We start from the raw sequence: 25354 nt of genomic DNA on the forward strand, positions 1-25354 counted from the left end.
AAGATGCGGGAGCAATGAGCGTTCCGACACGGCGCCGGAACGCTCTTCCACTTATCCGAGTTTCTTGCTGACGGTTTCCGGCCCAAGCTTAAGGCCGATCAAAGTGATGATGCCGAGCACCCACATGTAGGCGACGATAGGCCACCAATGATGGGCCCATGCGACGAGCGCCGTGGCGATGAAGGGAGCGACGCCGCCGGCGAGCAATGAGCCGAGCTCCCGGGAGAAGGCGAAGCCTGAGAGCCGGAACTGGGTGTCGAACAGTTCGGCGTACCAGGAAGCCTGCGGCGCAAGCATCGCCGGATACGCAATGCCGAGGCCGATGCCAAATCCCAGGATGATGGCGGCGGTGGCGCCGGTGTCGAGCAGCAGGAAGAACGGCACCAGCCACGCCATCGAAAGCAGCGCTCCCGCAATATACACCGTCTTGCGACCAAGCCGGTCGGACAGCACGCCGAAGAACGGGATGGTGGCGACCTGGACCATCGAGGCGATGATGACGGCCCACAGCGCGGTCGAGCGTGGCTGCCCGAGCGTCGTGATCACATAGGAGACGCAGAACACCGGATAGAGATAGGCAAAGCCGTTCTCTCCCATCCGCGTCAGAAGCACGATGACGAAGCTGCGCGGGTTGCGTTTGATCGACGTGAACAGGCCGATCTTCTCGGTCTTCGCCTGCTCGACGGCACGTTCATAGACCGGCGGCTCCTCGACGCCGCGGCGAATGAAGTAGCCGACCAGCACGCACACGCCGCCGAACAGGAAGGGAATGCGCCAACCCCACTGCAGGAACTGGTCTTCGGGCATCGAGGCAATGACGGAGAAGAACACGGCGTTGGCGAGCAAGGTTGCCAGCGCAAAGCCCATCGGAGCCCAGGCGCCTGCAGCGCCGCGCTTGCCCTCCTGAGCGTGTTCGACGGACAGCACCACCGCGCCGGCGTACTCACCGCCTGCGCCGAATCCCTGCAGCAGGCGCAATCCGACAAGCAGGATCGGCGCCCAGATTCCAATTTGCGCGTAGGACGGCAGACAGCCCAGCAGGAACGTGGCCGCGCCCATGATCACGAGCGTGAGCACGAGCACGCGCTTTCTGCCGTATCGGTCGCCGAGGTAGCCGAGATACAGGCCGCCCAAGGGGCGGGCGAGGAAGCCGACCGCGTAGGTCGCAAACACGGCGAGCGTTCCGACGTACGGGTCAGTCGAGGGGAAGAAGACCTTATTCAGGACGACGGCTGCGGCCGTTCCGTAGATGATGAAGTCGTACCACTCCAGCACCGTGCCGATCAGAGCGGCCCACGCCGCTCGGCGGGATTTCTGGTTTCCGCCGACCGCGCGTTGGTCCTGTAAAACCTCAGCCATGGATGTTTCCCCATTTTCAACGAATTATAGCCTCATCGACTATTGATATATCTATGATATATGCTGATATATTACAGGTATGGCAGTAGAGTCCAGTGGCTTGAAGCCGACGGTCCGCGGTTTTGCGTACGCGTAAAATCGGGGTGGGGTAGGGGACGATGGGGTGGAACTGACAATGAGCGCCGGCCGAAACGGCCTTCCGAACAGAGGCTCGATCTGCCGTCTGCATTCATGAACGTGGCGGCGACAACCCGGCGATATTCATCCGGTCAACGATCCGGCGCCCGCCGGTGAACGGCCCTGAACCAGACCGAGCCCGCAAACGCGATCACGCGGATGCCGAAGACCACGGTCCCGGCTGTTTTGCAGGCTAGATTTAAGCGACAGATTTCCACCGGACAGCGGATAGATGCCCGAGCACACCAATAAGTCTGAGCAGGTCTACGACGTGATCGAGAGAATGATCACGTTTCAAGAGCTGAAGCCCGGCCAAATGGTCAGCGAAGTGACGTTGATGGAGGCGACCGGTTTTGGTCGAACGCCTGTCCGCGAAGCACTGCAGCGTCTCGCCTGGGAGCGAATGGTCGAGATACATCCGCGGAAGGGAGCCTTCATTCCGTTGATCTCGGTCGAGGTCCAACTCAAGCTGCTCGAACTACGCAGAGTGGTCGAAGAATTCGCGGTGCGAACTTGCGTTCATCGCGCCACCTCCGTTCAGAAGCGGATGATGCTCGAATTGGCACGGGAGTTTGACGAAGTCGCAAAGTCCGACGACATCGTTCTGTACGGCGATCTGCTGAAGCGGGTTCATCAGATCATCGTTGCGGCGGCGCAGAACGAATATCTGACCTCGAGCATGGCTCCGCTTCAGGGCCTGTCGCGACGGTTCTGGTTCGCCAATATCTCAGATCGCCCCACAGAGTTGATGGTGGCGTCCGAGAAGCATTCGGCGACGCTGAGAGCGATCAACCAGGGCGACGAGCAGGCCGCCGCCACCGCGTCGCTCGCGCTGAACGATTACCTCACCGACTTTGCGTACCGCACCCTCCGCGGAGCCGATGCCAGGATCGCGCTCAAACAGCGATGAGCCTTGCCGGTTTTGGCGACGATCCTTCCCGCTAGCAATCACACCCACCGCGACGGGGTGTCGACGTCGCCGGTCCATGAGTAGATCGCCAGCAGCGGCTCGTTGTCGGCGCGCATGGCGTGGACGACGTCGCTGACGTGCAGGATGGCGTCGCCCGGCCGGCGCAGTGCGGTGTCGGTGGCGACGGTCCAGTGCGGATGGCCGACCACGATCCGATACAGCTCGACCGCGGGATGGCGGTGCGGCGGATAGTAGGTCCGCGGGCCGATCAAGGTGAGGCCGAAGCAGACCTCGCGGCTGACGATCGGCGCCAGCGGGCCGATCAGTTCGGCCCAGCCCATGGCGCCTTCGAGGCCGGGCGCATCGTCTCGCGGCGTGTAGCCGTAACGCCACGGCAGCTGCTGCGCGATCGGGCGGAGGGCGGCTGCGACCTCGGGCGCTGTGGCCTCGGCGAGATCGAGCACCGCCGGCAGGTGCCGCGTCAGCGGGTGATGTGTCGGCTGCAGAACCGCAGCCTCCGTAGGGGCCGAGGCAAGTAGCGCTTCGACGCGGCGGATCTCGGCCCTGGCTGCGTCATCGGCACCGCCCGGATCGGCAAAGGAACGCTGCAGTGCTGTGATCAGCGATCGCAGCTGGCCGGCTTCATCGGAGGCGGTCATTCAGCCCAGGCCCGATTGCAGCACCACATAGGTGTGGCCGATCCGAAGGCCGCTGCGATGCGCCTCCCACGCTGCGACTGCGCCGAGCTGTTCGCCGGCGAGGCTGGCCTCGATCGTCGCGGCATTGGCGCCGGCCGCACCGGGATCGAGATCTGCGAAAGCAGCCTCCAGCGCGTCCGCGGCGTAGAACCGGAACGGGCCGAGCCCCTGGCGCTCCCAATTCGCGTAGGTGGAGATGACGTCGTCGGCGTCGGCCTGCACCTTCCATCCATAGGTGAGGACGCGCGGCACCAGCCCGGCGGCGCGCGACATCTGTGCCAGAACATCAAGCGGCACGCGGGCGCCGACCGTCGACAGCACAACGCCGTCCGGCGTCAGCGCGTCACGCGCCTGCACCAGCGCGAGGTAGTGCATCGTCAGCAGCCAGTCGGTGATGAAGACCGGGATGGTTTCGCTGCGCGGGGCGAGAAAGGCGGCGCTGGTCTTGTCGGCTTCGATCTTGCGGCTGTCGTCGACCGGCAGATTGGGCAGGTTTTCGTAGATCACGTCGAACTTCACGCCCGCGGGAGCGAGCGGGATGAGGAGGTCACCGGCGCCGGCGTGCAGCGTAATGCCCGCATCGGGGCGAACATTGCCGCGCACGTTGCGGGCCGCGGTAGCGACCACCTCCTCGAACAGGTCGGTGATGCCGACGATTTCGGCTCCGAGTAATTCGATCGCCGCCAGCGCATCGACGCCCGAGCCGGTGCCGATCGAGGCGAACGCGCGCGGCGGTGTGGCGCGGTTGCGCGCGAGCACCCGGAACGCCGGTGCGGCGACGCTCGCCACCCAGTCGCGCTTGAGGTCGTTCAGGTCGGGCAGATAAGCGCGGTCGGCGAGTTCGATCTCGACCTCGTCCTTGATCCGCCGAACCGCCGGGGTGCCGAGATAACGGCGAGCGTCGAAGCGCAGCTTGGGCGCTGCCTCGGGAGTGGGAGCCGAAGTTCGGCCGGGGTTCAGTGCCGTCGCCATATTGTCACTCGCAGTCGGATTGCAAATTCAGAGTCGACCGAATGGGCAAAGCGGCACCACGCGCCGCGTCGCTGACAGTCGTCGATGATGGCACCACTCTTACGTCAACGTTGACAGCAGGAGTTTTCCTTGTCGGCAGCAAAGCGAGAATGCCATTCGCCTCTGCGAGGCAAGCATGGTCGATCATTGCGTTCGCCGCTGGCTCAAGAGAAGGGGCCGGGACCCGAGTCCCACCGACGTGACGTCAGTGGCAAAGCCCATAGCCTCCGGCGATGATCGCCTGCACCGGGGCAGCGCCGATCGTGATCGATGCCGTGCGTTGGCGCAGATGGGTATCGATCACTGAGATCGTGCCCTGATCCTCGATCGGCAAATACAGCTTGTCACCGTCGGGCGTGACCACGCCGGTGCCGGGTATGCCGTCGAGCGCGATCGAGCCCGCGGCCTTGCGGCGCTCGAGGTCGAAGATCAGCAGCTTGCGCGTCGCAGGTGCCGGCACGAACGCCACCGTATCGAACCAGGCCGCATAGGCGGTCGATGCCGCGGCGGGCAGCGTGACGCCGCCCGGCTGCAGCGGCTCCGACGGCAGGATCGACAACGTGCCTGTGTGCTGATCGATGGCCAGCAACTGGATGCCGGTGCCGGTTGCGAACAGAACAGGATGGTCGGAGGCGGGCACGCTTGCCAGTACCTGCCGCGAGCGGAGATCAAGGTGCAGCACGCGGCGCGGTGTCTCAGCTGTCAGCGCAAAGCCCTCGCGTCCGTTCGGCGCCCGCAGCAGCGCGTGCAGTGTTGGTCCCTCGACCGGCGGCACAGGTTGGCCGGTTGCGATGTAATAGGCAGACAGGCCGCCGACGCTCGCTGCGGCCACCAGGAGAGCCGAACTGTCGCCGGAGAAGATGGCCTCGCGAATCTCGCGGGGGCCGTCGATCCGGCTGCGTTCGCGGCCGTCGACGGTGTCGAGCAGCGCGATCGTGCCGCGGGCATCGTCGAACGCCGCCAGCCGCTGCCCGTCGGGGCTGATCCGCAGCCGAGACGGGACAAACGGCAGCGGCACGTCGCTGCGACTCTGCGCCGCCAGATCGACACTGACGAGCCGCGGACTGCGAAGGTCGATCGCGGCGAGGCGGCCGCCGCGCTGCGAGATCTGCAACTCGCGCGGTTCAAGACCGAGTGCGAGCGTGCCGGTCACGGTATCGGAATCGACATCGATCGCATCGAGTGCGGCAACGCCGCGCCGCGCGACGAAGATCGTCCGCCGATAGTCGCGGTAAGCCTCAGTGGCGCGGGCAGGGGCGGCGGACAGCAGCGTCGCCGCGCCGATCAAAGCTGTTCCGACCAGGCGCCGACGGCTAATGCCGGCACGGAAGCGTGATCCGGTGGGCTGCATCGGATCGGACGTCGGCTTGGAGATGATCGTCACGTTATCTCGTCTGGTCGTATCGCTCGCAGCCAGCGCGCCGATCAGGCGCTGCGGCTGATTGCGGTGGTGTAGATGCGCTCGATCAGGGTGAGCGCGCCGCGATAGCCGGCATAGCCGCGCGACAGCACCACTTCGTAGGAGGCCGGAAAGCCGACTTCGAGAATGAAGCCGCGCAGCTCCTTGGCGAGGTCACGCTCCCAGGTCGTCCCGAAGATCAGCGGCGGCTTACGGCCGAAATCGGCACCGCGGATGGCGGCGTGCACCGCGTAGCTGTCCTCTGCGAACACCGGCTCGATGCCGACGTCGTGGTCGAGCTTGGCGAATGCCGCACGGATCGCGTCACGGTGCTCCGGCGGGGTGTTGTCGGTGATCACCACGACGGCCGGCACCAGGCCGAGCTGGCGGACCGCAAAGCTGCTGATCGACAGCGTGGTGGCGGCATCACCGATGGCGGCGAACCGCGCCGGCAGGCCCCAGCGATACTGCGAGTAGAACTCCGAGAACGCCTCGATGTAGCCGTAGTAATCGCGCTCTTCCGCAGCGATGAAGGCGCCGGCCTGCGCGTCCGGAATGCCGGCGAAGGCGGCGACCTGGCGCAGGAACTCGCTGGTCTGCCGGCCGCCGATCGGAGGCACCGGGAGATGGAGATACGGTTGTCCGAACTTGTCTTCGAGATGCTGCGCGGTGGCGAGTCCGAGCCAGGGCGACAGCACCAGATTGAATTGCGCCCGCGGAATCGCGCGCCATTCCGACACGCCGGCCGAGCCCGGCCCGAACAGCACGTTGACGCGGAGCCCGATGCCTTGCAGCAACCGCTTCAATTCGGCGAGATCGCCGCGCCAAAACGGGTCCTGATACGGCAGCGGCGCCCATAGGTTGACGAGGCCGTGTTCGCGCGGCCCCGCATCCGCGCTGGCAAACTGGTCGATGATCGCGCGGGTGACCACCTCGTGGCCGGTGTAGTTGTTGCCACGAAAGCCGCCGGTGCCGGCATAAACCACCGGTGCGCCCTTGGCCTGGAATTCCTTGACCACGGCCGGCACGTCATCGCCGATCAGATCCGGGATGCAGCCGGTGAGCACGACGAACAGATCGGCTTCCATCAGGTCCAGCGTGTGGGTGACCAGTTCGCGCAGCCGGTTTTCGCCGCCGAAGATCACTTCGCGCTGGGTAGCGTTGGTGCTCGGAGCGACGCCGAGTCCGCCCCAGCCGCCACCCTGATAGGCATTGTTGAACGCCAGAGCGCCGCATTGCTTGTCGGCGCAGCCCGGACCGCAATGGGTGATCGGGATCGCGCGCGGGATCGCCGCCACGGTCTGCATTGCGCCGAGTGCGCAGGCGTAGCGGACCTGTTCGATCGGGCCTTCTTCGGGGACGTCTGCGACGACAGGGGTCGGCCCGGAGCGACGGACTTGAAGCGGGGTGATGCTCATCAGACGCGACTTCCGGCGGCTTGCGGGGCGTTCTGCCGCGCGAGCAGATACGGATCGGCCTGATCCAGCCACCATTGCTTGTAGGGCAGGCTGGTGTGGCCGGCGAGGTCCTGATGGAATTTGCGCTGCGCCAGCGCATCGACGATTTCCTCGCCGAGATCGATCATGCCCTGATAGCCGATCGCGGTCGACGCATCGCCGAGCGCGATCGCCGGCACGCCGAGGCGCGAGGCGAGGCCGGCGAGGCCCCCGTGGCGGATGATGATGAAGTCCGGATCGGAGCGCTTCAGCAGATTGTAGAACTGATAGGGCTGGCGATTGGAGATGCTGAAGTGTTCGACATCGCCATAGGCGTCGATCATATGGCCGAGCGTATCCTGGCGGACGTCGTGGCTGTCATAGACCGGGTCGTGATGGAACACGAGCGAGCCGGGTACCTCGACGCCGAGTTCGCGCAGCACCCCGATGACGCCGTGGGCATAGGCCGCTCCCATCGCGACGTAGCCGCGCACGCCCTTGAGGCGCTCGCGCAACCGCTCGATTTGTGGTCGGACGCGGGCGTGCTCGCGGGCGATATAGGCTTCGGCGCGTTCTTCCCGGCCGGTGGCCTTGGCCAGCGCGCGCAGCCATGCGTCGGTGCCGTCGAAGCCGTAAGGCTGCGGCGCCTTGATCTCCTGCACGCCGTATTGCTCCTCCAGCGCGGCGCCGAGATAGCCACCGACCGAGTAGCAGAAGGTCGCCGATGCGGCGGCTTCCGAGGCGCGCGCGATCTCGTCGACCGAGGCGACGGTCAGGATGTTGTTGGCTTCGAGGCCCAGTTCCGCCAGCATCGGCGTGAACACGTCGCTGCCCCACAGCACGATGATATTGACGAGGTTGTCCTGCCGCGGGCCCGGCTTGGGCTTGACGACATGGCGCAGCACGCCGTGCTGGATCGCGTCGAAGCCTGAGCTCCAATGCTTGGACTTGAAGCCCTCGCAATACATCGCCACCACCGGGACGCCGAGTTCGTCCTCGCAATCGCGCACCACGCTCTCGACGTCGTCGCCGATGATGCCGGTGGCGCAGGAGGTGGCGACGAACACCGCCTTGGGCTGGTGTCGCTTGACCGCGGCCTTGATCGTGGCACGCAGCTTCTCGGCGCCGCCATAGATCATGTCGCGTTCGATCAGATTGCTCGACAGGCCGGTGACATTGCGCGGAGCCAGGCCGCGGCGCATCAGGCCGTTGCGGAAGAACGCGTTGCTGTTGATATGACCGGCGGCGCAGCCGATCGGCGAATGCTGCACCAGCACCGCGTCGCGGACGTTGCTGGCCTGGCTTTCAGCGATTTGCTCGGAGCAGGTCGAGCCCTGCGAGAACGGCGATTCCAATTCGCAGATGCGCTGGCCCTTGCCGCCGCATCCGGGGCCGCAATCGCCGCGGGAGAAGGCGGACTCGTTGGCAAGGCGGGAGGCGGGGCCATCCCATGAGGTGATGGTACCAAGACGCTGTTCGCGGGTCTCGGCGGACGGACTACGAAGATTAATGGCCATCGGCGCGCAACGCCTTCAAAGAAAGAAACTGTGAGGATGATCAGTTGCGCGCGCAGATGGCCATGATGAAACCTCGTTCGCAAGCGCGAAAGCGCGCTGGTTCGCGATTTGAAAGAACTAACTGCGCCGTCGCGCGTGAGGAGAAACAATCCAGTGTCGGCGGGGTGCCGTGCGGTGATGCTCGGCTATCAGATTGCTGCCAGATCTGCTCGTCGCGGCTGCGATCAGATGTGGGCGAGGGCGGAGTCGAGATCGGCGAGCAGGTCGCCGGCGTGTTCGAGCCCGATCGACAGTACCACCCGCGGCGAGGCCGAGGCGCGGTCGAGGACGGCGCTGCGGACACCGCCGTAAGTCACGGCAGGATCAAACAGCGTCAACGCGTCGGTGAAGCGCGCCGCAGCGGCTGCGCTGGGCAGGTCGAAGGCGATCAGCGCGGCGCCCGTGGTGAGGCCGGACACCTTTGGGTGCGCGCCCAGATAGGTCGCGACCTCGCGCGCGTTGGCGGTCTGCCGGCGCAGCCGCAGCGGCAGCGTCTCGACACCCTGGATGATCTGGAACACCGCCAGCGGATTGATCGCCGCACCGAGATCGCGAAGCAGATGTGCCCGCGTCCGCGCCACGAACGGGCTGGCGTTCCATTTCTTCACCAGCTCGGTCCAGACCACGCCGTGATAGGACGCATCCGGTTCGCTCAGGGTCGGCAGCCGGGTGCCGTGAGCCTCCCAGGAAAACCGCCCCCCGTCGATGATCAGGCCGCCTTGGGCCCCATCATGGCCGCCGAGATATTCGGCTGCCGAGTAGATCACCAACGCAGCGCCGTGCTCGAACGGCCTCACTGACAGCGGCTGCGCAGTGTTGTCGACGATCAGCGGCACGCCGGCCTGTTGGGCCGCTTCGGCTGCACCGGTGAGCGGGAAGGCGCGCAGCTGCGGCACGCTGAGGCTCTCGACATAATAGGCGCGGGTGCGGACATCGGTCGCCGCGGCGAACGACTCCGCCGATCCCGTCTCTGCGGCGAAACGGACGTCGATCCCGAACTGGCGCAGCGATGCGACCAAACCAGCATTGCGTCCCGTCACGATGTCGGGCGACAGCACCACGTTGTCGCCGCTGTGGGCGATGTTGAGCAGCGCGTACAGCGATGCGCTCTCGCCGGTGGCGAGCGCAAGTGCACCGACGCCGCCTTCGAGCGCAGAGACGCGGCGCTCCAGGAACTCGCGGGTGGGATTGACGGTGCGTGTATAGGTGTAGCCGATCTCTTCGAGCGCGAAGATGCGGCGCGCGTGCTCGGTGTCCTGAAACTGGTACGAGGTGGTCAGATAGATCGGAGGCACCACCGCGCCGGTTACCGGATCGGAGCGGAACGAGCCACCATGGACCGCGAGCGTTTCGACATTGGCGGCGTGCGGCTGGGTCATGACGGTGCGCTCCTCGGCGGCAGAGGTGAAGAGAGGGAAACGATCGGTGGAAGTCGAGCGACGGACATATCGCTCAGTGGCGCTGCTGCCGTTGCAAAGAGGCACTTGCAAGAGGCGGCGCTGCGTCGGCGCAATGCGGCGCGATATAGAAGTGTCGCGACGCGTGAGACTTCCGACAACGGAATAGCAAGTGTGTTCGAACGCAGCTTGTTCACAGCACCTGCAGAGAATACGGTTAGCACATGAAGTCAAGTAATCGTGCTGGAAAGTGAAATGTTCGCGCAAGCCTCGACTCTCGACGATAATCATGCTGTTCAACCGCTGCATCCCAGCACATTCGTTCTCCGCGGCGCGCGTGGCCGTGCCGGTGTGAGTCGCCGTCCTTCGCCGCGCATCGACGAAGGTGCCGCCGCGCCGCTGCAGTTCGGCAATGAGAGGCTGGATGCGCGGTATCGGGCGGTGAGCCATCCGGTGCTGCGCGAGTTGGAGAGCAGGCTGGCCGCGTTCGAAGGTGGCGCTTCGGCGCTGGCGGTCGCATCGGGGCAGGCGGCGTCGACGTTCTCGGTGCTGAACCTGGCGCAGGCGGGGGACAATTTCGTCACCTCCACCGGCCTTTATGGTGGCACATGGATTCTGTTCGACAACACCTTGCGCGAGCTCGGCATCGAGGCGCGGTTCATCGATCCGTCCGACCCGGAGAATTTTCGACGCGCCACCGATGCGCGGACGCGGCTGTATTATGCGGAGACGCTACCCAACCCGAAGCTGGAGGTGTTTCCGATCCGCGAAGTGGCTGCGATCGGTCGTTCGCTCGGGGTGCCGCTGGTGATGGACAACACCGCCGTCCCCGGGGTGGTGCGGCCGCTCGAGCATGGCGCGGCGATCGTGATGTACTCGACCACCAAATATATCGGTGGCCACGGCACCACGCTCGGCGGCGCGATCATCGACGGCGGCAACTTCCCCTGGCAGCAGCACGCCGAACGGTTTCCGCTGCTGACGGCGCCCGATGCGGTCGATCCGCAAGTTGTCTGGACCGAGGTTGCTCGACCGTTCGGCCCGATCGCGTTTTCGCTTCGCGCACGGTTGAAGCTGCTCGGCGATCTCGGCGCCGGCATGGCACCGATCGCCGCGTCACAGATCCTGCAGGGGCTTGAGACGCTGCCGATCCGGATGGAGCAGCACAATGCCAATGCGATCGTCGTCGCCGACTATCTGAAGGACCATCCGAAAGTGGCGGCGGTGCATTTTCCGGGCCTGCAGAGCGGTGAGCTCCGCCGTCGCGCCGACGCGTCGATGCGGGGAGGGTACGGCGCACTGATCGGCTTCGAACTGCGCGACGGGCAGGCGGCCGGCCAGCGCTTCATCGAGGCGCTGAAGCTGTTCTATCATGTCGCCAATATCGGTGATGCGCGGTCGTTGGCGATCCAGCCGTCGGCCACCACCCATTCCCAGCTTAGCGAGCAGGATCAGCTGGCGGCCGGCGTCACGCCGGGGTTCATCCGCCTGTCGATCGGGATCGAGCATCCGGACGATATCCTGGCCGATCTGGCGCAGGCGCTGGACGCTGCATGATGCGGTCGTTCCAAGGGGCTGCCCTGGCGCCCCTTGGAACGTGTTCAACTTGATTGGGAGGCGGCGAAGCGTTCGGGGACTTCTGGATCGCTTTGCCGTTTCGCCCTTCGCAAGGGCGCGAACGACATTTGGCGGGGAGCGATACGTTCCAGTGTGGTTGGTGGTTATGGCGTGGCTTGCGGCGGCGGTGGGACCACCGGGAGCGCTGTGATCGCCTTGATCTTTTCCATCGCAAAGCGCGAGGTCACGTTCTTCAGCTCGGTGGTCTTGATCAGCCGGCGGTAGAACCGGTCAAACGATTTCATGTCGGCAACCACGACGCGCAGGACGTAGTCATAGTCACCTGCAAGCCGGTACACTTCGACCACTTCGGGCATACCGCGGAGCGTTGTGGCGAATGATGCCTGCCATTCCTTGGTCTGTTCGCCGGCCTCGATGAAGACAAACACCGACAGCCCGAGCCCGATCTTTTCCTGATCCACCAGTGCGACACGGCCGGTGATGACCCCGTCCATCTGCAGGCGCTGAATACGCTTCCAGCACGGAGTCGACGACAGCCCCACCTTGGAGGCGATGTCCGCGACCGAGTGGGTAGCGTTCTCCTGCAGCAGCCGGAGGATTTTGATATCGAGATGATCGAAAGGTCGTGACATACCGAACTGACGACGGAGTGATCCTGATCCGAGGATGGTCTGCTCGTGGGCCGGGCGTGACGAACGGGCGGATGCCGTCAATGACGCGTTCGGCGGAACGAACTACTCCGCGATCTAAGGACGTTCTCCGATCGAACACAACATGCGCCAAGCAGTTTGAAAGATGCTGCTGCGCTGTTAGTTGGGTGGAGAACAAATCGCTCGCGGAGTGGCGTTCTCCGGAGCGATCGTTCTTGCCGGCCGCTGGTCGTTCCCGGCGGAAAGTCCGTCGCGTTCCGAGTCAGGCCGCTCGACCGGTGAACTCGGCCGACCAACCCTCGGCATCGCTGAGATAGCGCACGGCTTTGATACGGCGGGCGGCGGTGAGGCGGAAATTGTGCTCGAGGCCCGCCGGGACCACGATGAAATCGCCTGGGCCAACGTGAAGATCGGCACGCTGCCCGTCGACGATGACGCCGAAAATGCCGGCCCCATCGAGGATGTGACGGATCTCGTCGCCGGCGTGGCGATGCCAGTTCTCGAATTTGGTGGCGAGCTGCTCGTTATCCGGCCGTTCCGGATGCAGCACGATCAGGTCGCGCGAGGGAAACTCCGGGCGCGGCGGCAGTGCGTCAAGCACGGCCGCGGCCGCGGTGTCGTCGAGCAGCGGTCGCGTTAGTGTTTCCGCCAGTGCCGTCGGCACCGGGTGATGCTCCACCACGATGCGATGCGCGCGTGCGATTGCCTCGATTTCAGCGGCCGTCGCCTCGCGTCCATCGTCGAACAGGAGAGTTGCCATCGTTGGTCCTCGTGAGTGCCTACAGGGTGGAGTCGCGGAGCGTCAGGCGACCGCGCGGTCGCGCTCGGCCTCGGCTTGTTCCGCCGCGACCAGCCGATCCGCCCAGCTGCTCGACCATTCGCGGAGCTGCTGCGGATCAAGCGGCGTTGGGACCTTGGACTCGGTGTGCTCGGCGATGCGGCGCGCGAGTTGGCGATAGATCTCGGCCTGCGCGGATTGCGGTGCAGCTTCGATCGTTGTGCGTCCGCTGAGTTCGGCCTGGGTGACGGTCAAGGAGCGCGGCACGTATTGGACGATCGGTGTCGCGGTGCGCGCGGCGAAATCGTCGATCACGTCGCGCTGGAAGTCGGTATTGATCGAATTGGCGATGATGCCGCCGAGCAGGGCGCCGCCCGAGTTGGAGAACCGCTCGATGCCGCGGAACAGGTTGTTGGCGGCATAGACTGCCATGAAGTCCGACGACGATACGGTGAACACATGTTCGGCGATTCCCTCGCGCACCGGCACCGCGAAGCCGCCGCACACCACGTCCCCCAGCACGTCGTAGATCACGTAATCGAGGTCGAGTTCTTCAAACACCCGCTGCTGCTTCAGGAGTTCGACCGCGGTGATGATGCCACGGCCGGCGCAACCGACGCCTGGCTGAGGGCCGCCGGCCTCGACGCAATAGATGCCGCCGAAGCCTTGAAATATCGCCTCGTAGGCGTCGACGCGACGGCGCTCCGCCAGCAGGTCGAGCACCGACGGGATGTAGGCGCCGCCGCGGAGCGTGTTGGTCGAGTCAGCCTTCGGGTCGGCGCCGAACTGCATCACCTTGTAGCCGGCCTCCGCAAGGGCCGCACTGATGTTGGAGGTGGTGGTGGACTTGCCGATCCCGCCTTTCCCATAGATGGCGATCTGCTTCAGTTTGTTGGCCATGGTCGGCTCCTATTCAGAATTGTCGAATGCGTGTGGGGGAAGGCGTCAGCCGTGCGAAAAGGTCGGCTCGGCAAGGAGATCGTCGCCGTAAAGCGCGGCGGTGTAGTCGCTGAGCCCGGGAACGCCGCAGGCATCGGCGCGGCAGCGTTGGCAATCGTGGAACACGCGCAAATGACGCTCGGCCTCGGCGCGGGCGACGTAGCGCCGCATCAGGCTCGGCGCCGGCAGATTGGCGAAACGGTGCTGCGGGATCAGCGGGATGATGTTGATCATCCGTGCGCCGGCGGCCGCAACTTCGGCCGCGACGTCACCGATGTGGTCCTCATTGACGGTGGGGATCAGCACGGTGTTCACCTTGATGGTGAGGCCGAGCGCGGCAGCAAGCGCGATGCCTTCGAGCTGGTTGCCGATCAGCCGCTCGGCCGCAGCGCGGCCATCGAGGCGATGGCGTTGCCAGGCGATCTTGGGCGTGATCGTGGCCTGGATCTCCGGATCGACGGCGTTGACCGTCACCGTGAGGGTCTCGATCCCCACCGCGGCAATCTCTTCGATCCGTGATGGCAGCATCAGCCCGTTGGTGGAGAGGCACAGCGTCAGTTGCGGCCAACGCGCACGAATTCGTGCGAAGGTGTCGAGCGCATGATCGGTCGCCAGCGGATCGCCTGGGCCGGCAATCCCGACCACAGCAAGGGAAGGGCAGAGCTCAAGCGCGCGTTCGACCACCGCTTCGGCGTCCTCCGGGGACAGAAGCCGCGTCGCGACGCCCGGGCGCTGGTCGCTGCGGTTGAAGTCGCGTTTGCAGAACGAGCAGTCGATGTTGCAACCAGGGCTGACCGGCAGGTGCAGCCGCGCCGCGGCGGCATGACCTTCCGACGTGGTGCTGAAACACGGATGCCGGCCTTCCAGCGCCGGGAACGCTGGCGTCGCGCGCTGCAAGGCGTCGGCACTGGAGTTCAGCGATATCGTCATGCGGGGCAGCGCTCCCGCAGCAAGCTGCTCTCAGCCAGCTCACGCACCACGCTGTCGACGGTGTCGTCGGTCTCGAACGCGAGGATGTTGAGTTCAGCAAGACGATTGACGCCGCATTCGCCGATCTTGGCGACCACGACGGCGCGGCAGTCGGCTACGAGATCGACCGAGACGTCGAGCGGATCGCGCTGCTGCGCCGCACTGCGGTCGGCACCACAGCCGGGAATGTTGCGGCGGGTCTCGAGCAGCCGCGGAGTCGATGTCGACACATCCCAGATCTGGAAGTCGGTCGCATAGCCGAAATGCTCGGTGACGCCGACACCGTTGCCGGTGGCAATTGCGACCTTGATCAGTCCGGACTCCGATGATGGCGATCCCATGCAGCCCCACGCAGCTAACACACCCCATCCGCCTGCAAGGCGGATGATCGATTAGGTAGCCGATTGGCCGGAGCAATGGCTTTCGTTGTCGCTCGCCGAAGATGATACACATTCTGTTCAAATCACTCGGCGATCAAATCGATGCTACGTCGCGTGATGGCCGGTACGGCGTTGCCTTCAACGCGAGGCATCCGATCGACCTCGCAGGAGCGATCGATTCCACAAACGTGATCCGCCTCAGTTCCGCGCTGGTGTGAGCGGGCGACGCACTCAGAAGACGGAAATCAAGATCTCCGTCAGCTCGGCTGCGCGATACAAATTTGCTGCCGATGCTGTGGTGGGGATCGCGTTCTTACTGAAATGCGTTGCGCATATTGACGCCGCAGAGTCGTGCGGCCCACTTTGATCTGCATCCGCGGCGGTGACGACGTTCCCCAGCTGCAATCGCGGAAGATCGAGAGAATACATCGTGAGCCTGGCCCGTCTTGCCACACCGAAGGATCGTACGCCCAAGGGGCTGATCGATCTGATCGGAAACACGCCCCTGGTGCAACTGACACGGCTGGATGCCGGCCCGTGCCGGTTGTTCGCCAAACTCGAAGGCCAGAATCCAGGCGGTTCGATCAAGGATCGACCGGCGCTGGCGATGATCGAGGCGTTCGAGCGCAGCGGCGAACTGCGGCCGGGCGGGACCCTGGTCGAAGCCACCGCCGGCAACACCGGCCTCGGGCTGGCGCTGATCGCCGCGCTGAAGGGCTACCGGCTGGTTCTCGTCATCCCGGACAAGATGAGCCGCGAAAAGGTGCTGCACCTGAAGGCAATGGGTGCCGAGGTGGTGATGACCCGCTCCGACGTCGGCAAGGGGCACCCGGCTTACTATCAGGATCTTGCCCAGAAGATCACTTCCGAAACCCCTGGCGCGGTGTTCGTCAATCAGTTCGCCAATCCGGCCAACCCGCTCGCGCATGAATACGGCACCGCGCCGGAAATCTGGGAGCAGATGGATCGGCGCGTCGACGCAGTGGTGTGCGGCATCGGCTCCGGCGGCACGCTGACAGGGATCGCGCGGTTCTTTCAGCGCGCCTCGCCATCGACCGAGATCATTCTGGCCGATCCGAAAGGCTCCGTGCTGGTCGACGTGGTCGAAGGGCGGGAGCCAGGCCCTGTCGGAAGCTGGCTGGTCGAGGGCATCGGCGAGGACTTCGTCCCGAGCAATGCCGAACTGAAGCTGGTCACACGCGGCTACACCGTGACCGACGCAGAATCCTTCCACGCTGCGCGTGAGTTGCTGCGACGGGAGGGGATTCTCGCCGGCTCGTCGTCGGGCACGCTGCTGGCGGCTGCGCTGCGCTATTGCCGCGAGCAGACCCGGCCGAAGCGGGTGGTGACGCTGCTGCCGGACGGCGGCAACAAATATCTGTCGAAGATGTTCAATGATACCTGGATGGCCGATCAAGGCTTCGTCCCGCGCCGGCATGACGGGGATCTGCGCGACCTGATCGTGCGTCGCCATGACGAGGGCGCTTCGATCACGGTTGCTCCCGAGGATACGCTGAACTTCGCGTATTCGCGGATGAAGCTGTACGAGGTGTCGCAACTGCCGGTGCTGGTCGACGATCACGTCGTCGGCATCATCGACGAGTCCGATCTGTTGATGGCGACGATCGGCGATCCGGCCAAATTCGCCGAGCCGGTGCACTCGGCGATGAGCAAGCGGGTCGAAACCGTCGAGGCGTCGGCACCGTTCGAGAGCCTGATGCCGGTGTTCGATCGCGGCCTGGTCGTCGTGGTCGTCGACGGCTCGCGCTTCCTCGGCCTGATCACCAGGATCGACCTGATCAACCATTTGCGTAGCAAGGTGCACTGACATGGATAAGACCACCAACCTGCGGCAGCGCGGGGCCAATACCCGCGCGGTGCACGGCGGCCAGCATTTCGATCCGACGACCGGTGCGGTGACGACCCCGATCTACGCCACCTCGACCTTCGTCCAGTCGGCGCCGGGCGTGCACAAGGGTTACGAATACGCGCGCTCGCAGAACCCGACGCGCGCCGCGTTCGAGGCCGCGATCGCAGACGCCGAGCGCGGCCACGCCGGCTTCGCTTTCGCCTCCGGCCTCGCGGCCGAGGCGGCACTCTTGGAGATCGCCGGGCAGGGCAGTCACATCGTCGCGTCGGACGATCTCTATGGCGGAAGCTGGCGGCTGTTCCATCGGGTGCGCAGCCATTCCGCCGGCCTGACGATCACCCATGTCGATCCGGCCAATCTCGACGCGCTGCGCGACGCCATCCAGCCGAACACGGCCTTCATTTGGATCGAGACACCGAGCAACCCGACGCTGCGCCTCGCCGATCTCGAAGCGGTCGCCGCGATCGGCCGCGAGCGCGGCGTGCTCACCGTGGTCGACAACACCTTCGCTTCGCCGGCGGTGCAGCGCCCGCTGGAGCACGGCATCGACATCGTGGTGCATTCGGTGACGAAGTACATCGGCGGCCATTCCGACATCGTCGGCGGCGCGATCGTGGTGCGTGATCCGGACTTGGCGCAAAAGCTGCAGTTCCTGCAGAACGCCACAGGAGGCATCCTCGATCCGTTCTCCAGCTTCCTGGCGCTGCGCGGCATCAAGACGCTGCCGCTGCGGGTGCAACGCCACAGTTCGAATGCGCTGGCGGTCGCCCGCTGGCTCGACGCCCATCCCAAGATCGAGCGGGTGGTCTATCCCGGGCTCAACAGTCATCCGCAGCACGCGCTCGCGGTGCGCCAGATGGATGGCGGCGGCGGCATGGTGGCAGCCTATCTGAAGGCCGACGAGCAGCAGGTCGTCGATGTGCTGAGCCGCTTCAGGTTGTTCGCGCTGGCGGAAAGTCTGGGCGCCGTGGAGAGCCTGGTCGGGCAGCCGTGGACCATGAGCCATGGCTCACTGCCGGAAGCCGATCGGCTGGCGCGCGAGATCACGCCCAATCTGATCCGGCTGTCGATCGGTATCGAAGACGTCGAGGACCTGACCGACGATCTCGAGCAGGCGCTGTCCATCCTGTGATCGGCCGGCCGGACAACGGCTTCTGAGCTATCTTCGATGCCCGGCATGTGCCGGGCATCTTTATTGTTTTAGAAGCAATTAATGGGAGCGCTCGTGACCGTCTAATACGCCGCCGCGAGGCCCGGCTTGATGGCATATTCGTCCAACAGATCGGCATGGTGACGCTCGGCCACGTCCGGGTGTGAGCGCAGCCGACCCTTGAGATAGTTGCGTCCGACGTCGCGGAACAACGGGTTCTGCGGATCCTGCGTGACGCCGCGGGCGTAATCGGCGAGCTCCGGCGGCAGCGTCAGCACCGGCACGGTGGCGTCAAGCCGCGCGCCAAGGAAGAACGCAACCGACAGCCGGTCGGTGTCCGGCGGCGGTGACACCACCCTGTGCACATTGGCGCGCAGTGCGCCGTTCGACGCCAGCTCGAGGATCTCCCCGATATTGACCACGAACGAGCCCGGGAGGGGCGGTGCATCGATCCAGCCGTCAGCAGTTTCGACCTGCAAACCGGCCACGGTGTCCTGCAGTAGGATCGTGACGAAGCCGGAATCCTTGTGGGCGCCGACGCCCTGATCGCTCTCGTCCGCTGCGCGGCCGGGATAGCGGATGATCTTGATCAGCTGGTTGGGCGAGGGCACGTAGATCGGTTCAAACACGTCCTCGGCCTGGCCGAGCGCGGCGGCGAACACCCGCAGCACTTTGATTGCAAGCTCCGTCACCTCCTGCTGATAGCGCAGCAGCAGCGGTTTCAGTTCCGGCAGCGCGTCGGGCCATTGGTTCGGGCCCTGCAACCTGGTCCAGGGCGGGGCCGAACGGCTGAGGGGGAACGCCTCGCGTTCGGCGCCGACATCGAGCTGTTCGCGCCAATCCGGCTGGCCGCGGGTGAATTCCCGGCCGGCGCGGGTGTAACCGCGGAAATGCGGCGAGTTGATCATCTCGATATCGAGCTTGTCCGCCTCCGGGAGCGCAAAGAAATTACGCGAGGCAAACAGCACGTCCCGGATCAGCCGGTCCGAGATGCCATGTCCGACAAGGTAGAAAAATCCAGGACCGAATGCGGCGTCGCGGACATCGCGGAGAAATTCCGCGCGCTCGGCGGTGTCGCTGCGAAACCGGCTGAGGTCGAGGACGGGAAGCTGCGAGGGCGAGGCTGTCATCGATTGGCTCCAACTGTGTCGGCTGCTTCGAATGATGCGCACCGGCCGACATGCTGTCGAGGCTTCGGCGAAAATAGCATCGGTTGTGCTGTTGATCAGTGTTGGTCTGCTGGAATTGTTTCGTTGCTGAGGTCTTTCGGAGTTGGTCTTGCCACCCGAATTGTCGGTCGTCGGTGGCCGAGGCGCGCGCACCGCCGAGAGCCGGTATCGATCACCTGCGGCTCACTTGTTTCGGAAAATACCTATCGGATGGTTCGTCTCAATCTTCGCGTAGATTTCGAAGAAGGTTGTCTGCGAGGCGTCTTATTTGGATGTTCGTACTACTCACGAAAATTGAAAACACGGGGAGTGGCATCTAGCATCGGTGATCATTGATCGGCCGATGCAGCTTATTTGGGCAGGCGTGTGATCGCTTGGCTGACAACGGTCGCTGGTGTTCGCTGTGCCTCCAAACCTGCAGGCGTCTTGAAATTGGGAAGGGAAGTTATCTTGATGCGACCGCTCGTATTCTCCGTCATTCTCGCCGCCGCGATCGGTGTCGGCACTGCTGCCGGCGCCGAGACCATCCGCGTCGGCGTCACCAGCGGTCCGCATGCGCAGATCACCGAGGCTCTGGTACCGGTCGCCAAGGCCAAGGGACTCGACGTCAAGCTGGTTGAGTTCTCCGACGGCGCGCTGATCGACACCGCCACCCATAATGGCGAGCTCGACGCCAATGCGTTCCAGCACACACCATATCTCGATCAGCAGAATCGCGATCGCGGGCTCGACATCGTCTCGGTCGGTCGCACCATCCTGCTGCCGATGGCCGGCTATTCCCGCAAGTACAAGTCGCTCGCGGATCTGCCGGTCGGCGCCAAGATCTCGATTCCGAACGATCCCACCAATGGTGGACGCGCGCTGAAGCTGCTGGAAGCCGGCGGCGTGATCAAGCTCGCGCCGGGCAGCAATTTCAGCGCGACGGAACTCGACATCGTCGATAATCCGAAGAAGGTGAAGATCCTGGCGATGGAAACCGCGCAGCTGCCGCGGTCGCTGGAAGACGTCGACTTCTCGGTCATCACGTCGTTCTTCGCCCTGAGTGCTGGTCTCGTTCCCAATCGGGATTCGCTGCTGATTGAAAGCGAGCAGTCCGACTACGTCTGCCTGATCGGCGTTGCCCGCAAGGACGTTGACAAGCCCTGGGTCAAGACCTTGGTGGAAAGCTATCAGTCACCCGAGGTGAAGCAGTTCATCGCGACGAAATTCAACGGCAACATCCTGGCAGCTTGGTGACGGATCGCATGAACGCGCTCCCATCGTCTGCCGAATTTAGCCGCGCCGCTGGCGGGGACGAGGTGTCCCGCGAAGCGGTGATCCGGATCGAGCATCTCAGCAAGACGTTTTCGGATGCGGCCGGACCGGTGCTCGATGACGTGTCGCTGACGATCCGGCGCGGCGAGATCCATGGCATCATTGGCCGGTCCGGGGCTGGCAAGAGCACGCTGGTCCGCTGCATCAATCTGCTGGAGCGGCCGAGCGCAGGGCGGGTGATCGTATCGGGCCGTGAGATCACCAGCCTGCGCGGCCGCGCCCTGCGGAATGCCCGCCGCGACATCGGCATGATCTTCCAGCACTTCAACGTGCTGTCGTCGCACACCGTCGCTGGCAACGTCGCGCTGCCGTTCAAGGTGGCGGGATTGCCGCGTGCGGAGATTGCGCGGCGGATTCCGCCGCTGCTCGAGCTGGTCGGACTCGCGCACAAGGCTGACGCCTATCCATCCGAGCTATCGGGCGGTCAGAAACAGCGGGTCGGGATTGCCCGGGCGCTGGCGCTCGATCCGTCGGTGCTGCTGTGCGACGAGGCAACCTCGGCGCTCGATCCAGAGACGACCGACCAGATCTTGGCGCTGCTGCGCGATATCAATCGCAAGCTCGGTCTGACCATCGTGCTGATCACCCACGAGATGCATGTGGTGCGCGACATCGCCACCCGCGTGGCGGTGCTCGATCACGGTCGGGTGGTCGAGGAGGGAGCAACCTTCGACGTACTCGCTTTCCCGAAGTCGGCTGTGGCGCGGTCATTCCTGTCCGGTCTGGTGGCGCATGAACTGCCGCCGCCGGTGGCAGCGCAGCTTCTGCCGACCGCTGTGCCGGGGAGCGATCCAGTCCTGCGGATCGTGTTCACCGGAACCGCGGCGCACGATCCGATCGTGGCCGATCTGGTCTCCGTGTTCGGCATTCAGCCCAATATTTTGCATGGCCGGATCGACTATGTCGGCGACCGGCCGCTCGGCGTGCTGACGCTGGTGGCGGGCGGAGCCGGCGAGAAGCTGCCTGCCGTGCTGTCGCATCTTTCCTCCCTCGGATTAGTCGTGGAAGTCATTGGTCATGCCGTTCGATCTGCTGTCGCCCGCCGTCACAGCGCTGCTCGTTGAGTCGCTCAAACAGACCGCCTACATGGTCTCGGTCGCGGCTGTGGTCTCGACGGCGCTCGGATTGCCGCTCGGCGTCCTGCTGGTGGTGACCTCGCCAGGCCACATCCTGCCGCTACCGATCTTCAATCGGGTGCTCGGCACCGTGGTCAACTTGGTCCGGTCGACGCCCTTCATCATCCTGATGGTGGCGATCATCCCGTTCACACGTTTCGTCGCCGGCAGCTCGGTCGGCACCAGCGCCGCGATCGTGCCGCTCACCGTGGCGATCACGCCGCTGTTCGCGCGGCTTGCTGAGACCGCGATGCGCGAGGTTGATCGCGGCCTGATCGAGGCGGCCGAGGCGATCGGTGCGTCGCCGCTGCAGATCATCGTTCGCGTGATTATTCCGGAAGCACTGCCGAGCATCGTCGCCGGGCAGACCGTCGCGCTGGTGAGCCTGATCGGCTACTCGGCGATGGCCGGCACCGTCGGCGGCGGTGGCCTCGGCGATCTCGGCGTGCGGTTCGGCTATCAGCGCTTCATGCCCGAAGTGATGGCCGCGGTCGTGATCGTGTTGGTCGCCATCGTTCAATCCGTTCAGTTGCTCGGCGACGCCGCTGCGCGCGCCGTCAATCACCGTATCGCCCGCGGCAAGCGATCGGCATCCCGCGCGTAATTTCAGGCCGCTGCTCTGTTTCAAAGGAAGACTTCATGTCGCTGCAAACCGTGCAACCACTGCTTCCCGGCAACATCGACACGCTCGCTCTCCACGGCGGATCGTTCCGCGCCGATCCGGCCACCGGCGCGACCCAGGTGCCGATCTATCAGAGCACTTCGTTCGATCTGCAGACCACCGAACGCGCCGACCGGCTGGTGAATTTCGAGGAGTTCGGGTTTGTCTATTCGCGGATCGGCAACCCGACGGCGCATGTGCTCGAGGAGCGCCTGGCGGCGATCGAGGGCGGGGCGGCCGCGTTGGCCCTGGCGTCGGGGCAGGCGGCGGTGGCGCTGTCGGTGCTGACGCTGGTCCAGGCCGGCGACAACATCGTCACCGGCACGGATCTCTACGGCGGCACCTGGAATTTCTTCGCCAACCGGCTGAAGCAGTTCGGGATCGAGGCCCGGTTCGTCGATCCGTCCGATCCCGAGGCGTTCCGCGCCGCCACCGATGATCGGACACGCTTGTACTTCGGCGAGACGCTGCCGAATCCGAAGCTCAACGTGTTTCCGATCCGCGAAGTCGCCGACATCGGCCGCAGCTTCGGCATTCCGCTGATCATCGACAACACCGCGGCGCCGCTGCTGGCGCGGCCGATCGAGCATGGCGCGGCCATCGTGGTGCATTCGGCTACCAAATACATCGGCGGCCACGGCACCACGATCGGCGGCGTCATCATCGATAGCGGCCAGTTCCCGTGGGAGGAGTTCGCCGACCGTCACCGGCTGATCACCGGTCCGGATCCGTCCTACAACGGCCGCAACTGGCCGGACATCGCACGCCCGTTCGGCCCGGTTGCCTACGCGTTTGCGGCGCGTGCCGGCCTGCTGCGCGACCTCGGCCCAGCGCTGTCACCGCAGAACGCCTTTCAGTTGATCCAGGGCGTCGAGACGCTGCCGCTGCGCATCCGCCAGCAGACCGCGAACGCGGCGCGGATCGCTGACTATCTGGCTCAGCATCCGAAGGTCGCGAGCGTGATCTATCCCGGCCTGCAGAGCGGCGAGGCGCGGCGCCGCGCTGACACCTATCTGAAGGGCGGCTACGGCGCGCTGGTCGGCTTCGAACTGCCGGGCGGCTTTGCGGCGGGCCGGCGCTTCATCGACACGCTGAAGCTGCTGTTCCATGTCGCCAATATCGGCGATGCCCACAGTCTCGCGATCCACCCGTCGTCGACGACGCACGCTCAGCTCGCGCCGGACAAGCAGCTCGCCGCCGGCGTCACGCCCGGCTACGTCCGGCTGTCGATCGGCATCGAGAGCGTCGACGATATCATCGCCGACATCGCACAGGCGCTCGACGCCACTTGAAAGCTGCTAGCGAACCCGCGAGGCGCACATGGCGCTCAATCTGAAGACTCCCCAGGTCGAAACCCGCGACCAGCGGCTCGGCACCATCACGCAATGGGATGGCAATGCCGGGCAATTGGTCAAGGACTCGGCCTTCACCTTCGGCTGTTCGAAGGGATGCGAGAACGGGGGGCGACGGCTGTGCGAACAGTCGACGCCGTTCGCGCAGGCATCGATGTGCGCCGAGCACATTGCCGTCACCAACGCCACGATCATCCAGGACTCGGTGGTGGTGCAGCATTCGCCGATCGGTTGCGCCGCCAGCCAATCCTTCACCGCGCGCTACTATCGCGATCTCGCGGCGCGGCGCGGCTGGAAGCTGGAAGATCCGAAGTCGATCTGCACCAATTTGGGCGAGCAGGACATGGTGTTCGGCGGCGTTGCGCGGCTGGAGGACACCATCCGCGACGCTTATGAGCGCCACAAGCCGCGGGTGATCTTCGTCGCAACCTCCTGTGCCACCGGCATCATCGGCGATGATGTTGATGGCGCGGCCAAGCGGGTGGAGGACGAGATCGGCATCCCGGTCGTCACCCTGCATTGCGAGGGCTTCAAATCGAAGCACTGGTCGAGCGGCTGGGATGTGATCGAGCACGGCATCTTGCGCCGGCTGGTGCCGGAGCCGCCAAGGAAGCAGCCTGACCTGATCAATGTCATCCATCTCGGCGGTCCGGATGTGTTCTCGCCGTTGCTCAATCCGCTCGGGCTGCGCGTCAATCTGGTGATGGGCGGCAACACGCTGGAGCGGCTCGCGCAGATGTCGGAGGCCGCCGCCACGGTGACGATGTGCTTTGTGCTGTCGTATCTCGCCACCGGGCTCGAACAGCAGTTCGGCGTGCCGGAGGTGAGGGCGCCGCTGCCCTATGGGCTGGACGCCACCGACAACTGGCTGCGCGATATCGCACGGCTGACCGGTACGTCCGACAAGGTCGAGGCGGTGATCGCAAGCGAACGGGCACGCGTTGCGCCGGAGCTGGCACGTTTGCGCAAGGCGCTGACCGGCAAGCGCGGCTTCGTCGCCGCCGGCGCCGCCTTCGCGCACGGGCTGCTGGCGGATCTGCGCGAACTCGGCGTCACCGTCGACGACGCATTCTCGTTCCACCATGATCCCACCACCGACTCCGGCGATCCGCAGCAGGATTCGCTCGGCCATCTGGTCGACGCCTGGGGCGATATTCCGAACTACACGGTGAGCCCCGATCAGCATTTCCAGGCCCACGCCGCGCTATTGCGGGCGAAGCCTGATTTCGTGATTTGCCGTCACACCGGTACGCTTGCGGTGCTGGCCGGTCGGATGGGCATTCCGGTGCTGCCGATCTTCTATTCCAACGATGGGCTCGGCTACGAGGGACTGCTCACCATCGGCCGCGCCATTCTGCGGGTGCTGCCGCGCAAGCGGTTTTACGAAGACGTCGCCGCGCACAGCTCGTTTCCGTATCAGCCGTGGTGGCTGGCTGAAACCGATCCTTACGCGCCGATCCTCGAGCCGGCCTGAGAAAGTTCATCG

The 25354-nt window shown here is 65.0% G+C and carries 22 protein-coding genes; 9 read left to right on the forward strand and 13 right to left on the reverse strand.

What is annotated here, in order from left to right; all coding sequences use genetic code 11:
• Positions 1-51: 51 nt before the first annotated feature.
• Positions 52-1359, reverse strand: coding sequence for an MFS transporter (locus HZF03_RS11445; protein WP_011157895.1), 1308 nt, complete (start codon positions 1357-1359; stop codon positions 52-54).
• A 409-nt stretch (positions 1360-1768) separates the two neighbouring features.
• Here HZF03_RS11445 and HZF03_RS11450 point away from each other — a divergent pair, with 409 nt between their 5' ends.
• Positions 1769-2446, forward strand: coding sequence for a GntR family transcriptional regulator (locus tag HZF03_RS11450; RefSeq protein ID WP_011157896.1), 678 nt, complete (start codon positions 1769-1771; stop codon positions 2444-2446).
• A 38-nt stretch (positions 2447-2484) separates the two neighbouring features.
• On the opposite strand, the gene HZF03_RS11455 is transcribed toward HZF03_RS11450, so the two are convergent.
• The 6 genes from HZF03_RS11455 to HZF03_RS11480 form a co-directional block, all read right to left on the reverse strand.
• On the reverse strand, positions 2485-3105 hold the full coding sequence (locus HZF03_RS11455; RefSeq protein WP_119017320.1) for a dimethylsulfonioproprionate lyase family protein: 621 nt from the start codon (positions 3103-3105) through the stop codon (positions 2485-2487).
• Positions 3106-4116 (reverse strand): class I SAM-dependent methyltransferase, encoded by a 1011-nt coding sequence (locus HZF03_RS11460; RefSeq protein ID WP_119017319.1) that lies wholly within the window; start codon positions 4114-4116, stop codon positions 3106-3108.
• A gap of 244 nt (positions 4117-4360) precedes the next feature.
• Positions 4361-5539, reverse strand: coding sequence for a YncE family protein (locus HZF03_RS11465; RefSeq protein ID WP_119017318.1), 1179 nt, complete (start codon positions 5537-5539; stop codon positions 4361-4363).
• A 41-nt stretch (positions 5540-5580) separates the two neighbouring features.
• The gene (locus HZF03_RS11470) at positions 5581-6972 is read right to left on the reverse strand and encodes a nitrogenase component 1 (RefSeq protein WP_119017317.1); all 1392 of its coding nucleotides are present in this window, start codon (positions 6970-6972) and stop codon (positions 5581-5583) included.
• Positions 6972-8507, reverse strand: a complete 1536-nt coding sequence (locus tag HZF03_RS11475) for a nitrogenase component 1 (protein ID WP_119017316.1) — start codon at positions 8505-8507, stop codon at positions 6972-6974. Before HZF03_RS11475 ends, HZF03_RS11470 begins: the two co-directional genes overlap by 1 nt.
• 224 nt (positions 8508-8731) lie before the next feature.
• On the reverse strand, positions 8732-9925 hold the full coding sequence (locus tag HZF03_RS11480; RefSeq protein ID WP_119017315.1) for a PLP-dependent transferase: 1194 nt from the start codon (positions 9923-9925) through the stop codon (positions 8732-8734).
• Between the two features lie 273 nt (positions 9926-10198).
• Here HZF03_RS11480 and HZF03_RS11485 point away from each other — a divergent pair, with 273 nt between their 5' ends.
• Positions 10199-11500: an O-acetylhomoserine aminocarboxypropyltransferase/cysteine synthase family protein gene (locus HZF03_RS11485; protein WP_119017314.1), complete on the forward strand. Its 1302-nt coding sequence runs from the start codon at positions 10199-10201 to the stop codon at positions 11498-11500.
• A 164-nt stretch (positions 11501-11664) separates the two neighbouring features.
• Here HZF03_RS11485 and HZF03_RS11490 read toward each other — a convergent pair whose 3' ends face one another.
• The 5 genes from HZF03_RS11490 to HZF03_RS11510 form a co-directional block, all read right to left on the reverse strand.
• On the reverse strand, positions 11665-12153 hold the full coding sequence (locus tag HZF03_RS11490; protein ID WP_119017313.1) for an Lrp/AsnC family transcriptional regulator: 489 nt from the start codon (positions 12151-12153) through the stop codon (positions 11665-11667).
• Between the two features lie 280 nt (positions 12154-12433).
• On the reverse strand, positions 12434-12931 hold the full coding sequence (locus HZF03_RS11495; RefSeq protein WP_119017312.1) for a cupin domain-containing protein: 498 nt from the start codon (positions 12929-12931) through the stop codon (positions 12434-12436).
• Between the two features lie 42 nt (positions 12932-12973).
• Positions 12974-13849 carry a nucleotide-binding protein gene (locus HZF03_RS11500; RefSeq protein WP_119017311.1) on the reverse strand — a complete coding sequence of 292 codons (876 nt, stop codon included), beginning with the start codon at positions 13847-13849 and terminating at the stop codon, positions 12974-12976.
• Positions 13850-13894: 45 nt separating this feature from the next.
• Positions 13895-14818 carry a radical SAM protein gene (locus HZF03_RS11505; RefSeq protein WP_119017310.1) on the reverse strand — a complete coding sequence of 308 codons (924 nt, stop codon included), beginning with the start codon at positions 14816-14818 and terminating at the stop codon, positions 13895-13897.
• Positions 14815-15198 carry a NifB/NifX family molybdenum-iron cluster-binding protein gene (locus HZF03_RS11510; RefSeq protein WP_011157908.1) on the reverse strand — a complete coding sequence of 128 codons (384 nt, stop codon included), beginning with the start codon at positions 15196-15198 and terminating at the stop codon, positions 14815-14817. Before HZF03_RS11510 ends, HZF03_RS11505 begins: the two co-directional genes overlap by 4 nt.
• A 469-nt stretch (positions 15199-15667) precedes the next feature.
• On the opposite strand from HZF03_RS11510, the gene HZF03_RS11515 reads away from it, so the two are divergent.
• Together HZF03_RS11515 and HZF03_RS11520 are read left to right on the forward strand one after the other, a co-directional pair.
• Positions 15668-17065, forward strand: coding sequence for a pyridoxal-phosphate dependent enzyme (locus HZF03_RS11515; protein WP_104512981.1), 1398 nt, complete (start codon positions 15668-15670; stop codon positions 17063-17065).
• A 1-nt stretch (position 17066) separates the two neighbouring features.
• The gene (locus HZF03_RS11520) at positions 17067-18239 is read left to right on the forward strand and encodes a trans-sulfuration enzyme family protein (RefSeq protein ID WP_119017308.1); all 1173 of its coding nucleotides are present in this window, start codon (positions 17067-17069) and stop codon (positions 18237-18239) included.
• Positions 18240-18340: 101 nt separating this feature from the next.
• Here the strand turns inward: HZF03_RS11520 and HZF03_RS11525 are convergent, their stop codons facing one another.
• On the reverse strand, positions 18341-19387 hold the full coding sequence (locus tag HZF03_RS11525) for an isopenicillin N synthase family dioxygenase (RefSeq protein ID WP_119017307.1): 1047 nt from the start codon (positions 19385-19387) through the stop codon (positions 18341-18343).
• Positions 19388-19879: 492 nt separating this feature from the next.
• Between HZF03_RS11525 and HZF03_RS11530 the strand changes: the two genes are divergently transcribed.
• The 5 genes from HZF03_RS11530 to HZF03_RS11550 are packed head-to-tail and all read left to right on the forward strand — an operon-like array spanning position 19880 to position 25342.
• Entirely contained in the window at positions 19880-20662 is a 783-nt protein-coding gene (locus HZF03_RS11530) for a MetQ/NlpA family ABC transporter substrate-binding protein (RefSeq protein WP_119017306.1), read from the forward strand.
• 8 nt (positions 20663-20670) lie between these two features.
• Positions 20671-21804: a methionine ABC transporter ATP-binding protein gene (locus HZF03_RS11535; RefSeq protein WP_119017305.1), complete on the forward strand. Its 1134-nt coding sequence runs from the start codon at positions 20671-20673 to the stop codon at positions 21802-21804.
• Complete coding sequence (locus HZF03_RS11540; protein ID WP_011157914.1) at positions 21758-22459, forward strand: methionine ABC transporter permease; 702 nt, start codon at positions 21758-21760, stop codon at positions 22457-22459. The genes HZF03_RS11535 and HZF03_RS11540 overlap by 47 nt, the downstream gene beginning before the upstream one ends.
• A 35-nt stretch (positions 22460-22494) precedes the next feature.
• Positions 22495-23808 carry an O-acetylhomoserine aminocarboxypropyltransferase/cysteine synthase family protein gene (locus HZF03_RS11545; protein ID WP_119017304.1) on the forward strand — a complete coding sequence of 438 codons (1314 nt, stop codon included), beginning with the start codon at positions 22495-22497 and terminating at the stop codon, positions 23806-23808.
• A gap of 28 nt (positions 23809-23836) precedes the next feature.
• Positions 23837-25342: a nitrogenase component 1 gene (locus HZF03_RS11550; protein ID WP_119017303.1), complete on the forward strand. Its 1506-nt coding sequence runs from the start codon at positions 23837-23839 to the stop codon at positions 25340-25342.
• The last annotated feature ends 12 nt before the right edge of the window (positions 25343-25354 follow it).

It is taken from the genome of Rhodopseudomonas palustris (assembly GCF_013415845.1).
Classification (GTDB): Bacteria; Pseudomonadota; Alphaproteobacteria; order Rhizobiales; family Xanthobacteraceae; genus Rhodopseudomonas; species Rhodopseudomonas palustris_F.

What these genes read in the sequence shown, in the direction of transcription:
- HZF03_RS11445 (WP_011157895.1), bottom strand. Translation starts at nt 1,359, where the DNA reads ATGGCTGAGGTTTTACAGGACCAACGCGCGGTCGGCGGAAACCAGAAA.
- HZF03_RS11530 (WP_119017306.1), top strand. Translation starts at nt 19,880, where the DNA reads ATGCGACCGCTCGTATTCTCCGTCATTCTCGCCGCCGCGATCGGTGTC.
- HZF03_RS11480 (WP_119017315.1), bottom strand. Translation starts at nt 9,925, where the DNA reads ATGACCCAGCCGCACGCCGCCAATGTCGAAACGCTCGCGGTCCATGGT.
- HZF03_RS11505 (WP_119017310.1), bottom strand. Translation starts at nt 14,818, where the DNA reads ATGACGATATCGCTGAACTCCAGTGCCGACGCCTTGCAGCGCGCGACG.
- HZF03_RS11500 (WP_119017311.1), bottom strand. Translation starts at nt 13,849, where the DNA reads ATGGCCAACAAACTGAAGCAGATCGCCATCTATGGGAAAGGCGGGATC.
- HZF03_RS11485 (WP_119017314.1), top strand. Translation starts at nt 10,199, where the DNA reads ATGTTCGCGCAAGCCTCGACTCTCGACGATAATCATGCTGTTCAACCG.
- HZF03_RS11455 (WP_119017320.1), bottom strand. Translation starts at nt 3,105, where the DNA reads ATGACCGCCTCCGATGAAGCCGGCCAGCTGCGATCGCTGATCACAGCA.
- HZF03_RS11550 (WP_119017303.1), top strand. Translation starts at nt 23,837, where the DNA reads ATGGCGCTCAATCTGAAGACTCCCCAGGTCGAAACCCGCGACCAGCGG.
- HZF03_RS11470 (WP_119017317.1), bottom strand. Translation starts at nt 6,972, where the DNA reads ATGAGCATCACCCCGCTTCAAGTCCGTCGCTCCGGGCCGACCCCTGTC.
- HZF03_RS11525 (WP_119017307.1), bottom strand. Translation starts at nt 19,387, where the DNA reads ATGACAGCCTCGCCCTCGCAGCTTCCCGTCCTCGACCTCAGCCGGTTT.
- HZF03_RS11535 (WP_119017305.1), top strand. Translation starts at nt 20,671, where the DNA reads ATGAACGCGCTCCCATCGTCTGCCGAATTTAGCCGCGCCGCTGGCGGG.
- HZF03_RS11450 (WP_011157896.1), top strand. Translation starts at nt 1,769, where the DNA reads ATGCCCGAGCACACCAATAAGTCTGAGCAGGTCTACGACGTGATCGAG.
- HZF03_RS11545 (WP_119017304.1), top strand. Translation starts at nt 22,495, where the DNA reads ATGTCGCTGCAAACCGTGCAACCACTGCTTCCCGGCAACATCGACACG.
- HZF03_RS11520 (WP_119017308.1), top strand. Translation starts at nt 17,067, where the DNA reads ATGGATAAGACCACCAACCTGCGGCAGCGCGGGGCCAATACCCGCGCG.
- HZF03_RS11460 (WP_119017319.1), bottom strand. Translation starts at nt 4,116, where the DNA reads ATGGCGACGGCACTGAACCCCGGCCGAACTTCGGCTCCCACTCCCGAG.
- HZF03_RS11540 (WP_011157914.1), top strand. Translation starts at nt 21,758, where the DNA reads ATGCCGTTCGATCTGCTGTCGCCCGCCGTCACAGCGCTGCTCGTTGAG.
- HZF03_RS11490 (WP_119017313.1), bottom strand. Translation starts at nt 12,153, where the DNA reads ATGTCACGACCTTTCGATCATCTCGATATCAAAATCCTCCGGCTGCTG.
- HZF03_RS11510 (WP_011157908.1), bottom strand. Translation starts at nt 15,198, where the DNA reads ATGGGATCGCCATCATCGGAGTCCGGACTGATCAAGGTCGCAATTGCC.
- HZF03_RS11495 (WP_119017312.1), bottom strand. Translation starts at nt 12,931, where the DNA reads ATGGCAACTCTCCTGTTCGACGATGGACGCGAGGCGACGGCCGCTGAA.
- HZF03_RS11475 (WP_119017316.1), bottom strand. Translation starts at nt 8,507, where the DNA reads ATGGCCATTAATCTTCGTAGTCCGTCCGCCGAGACCCGCGAACAGCGT.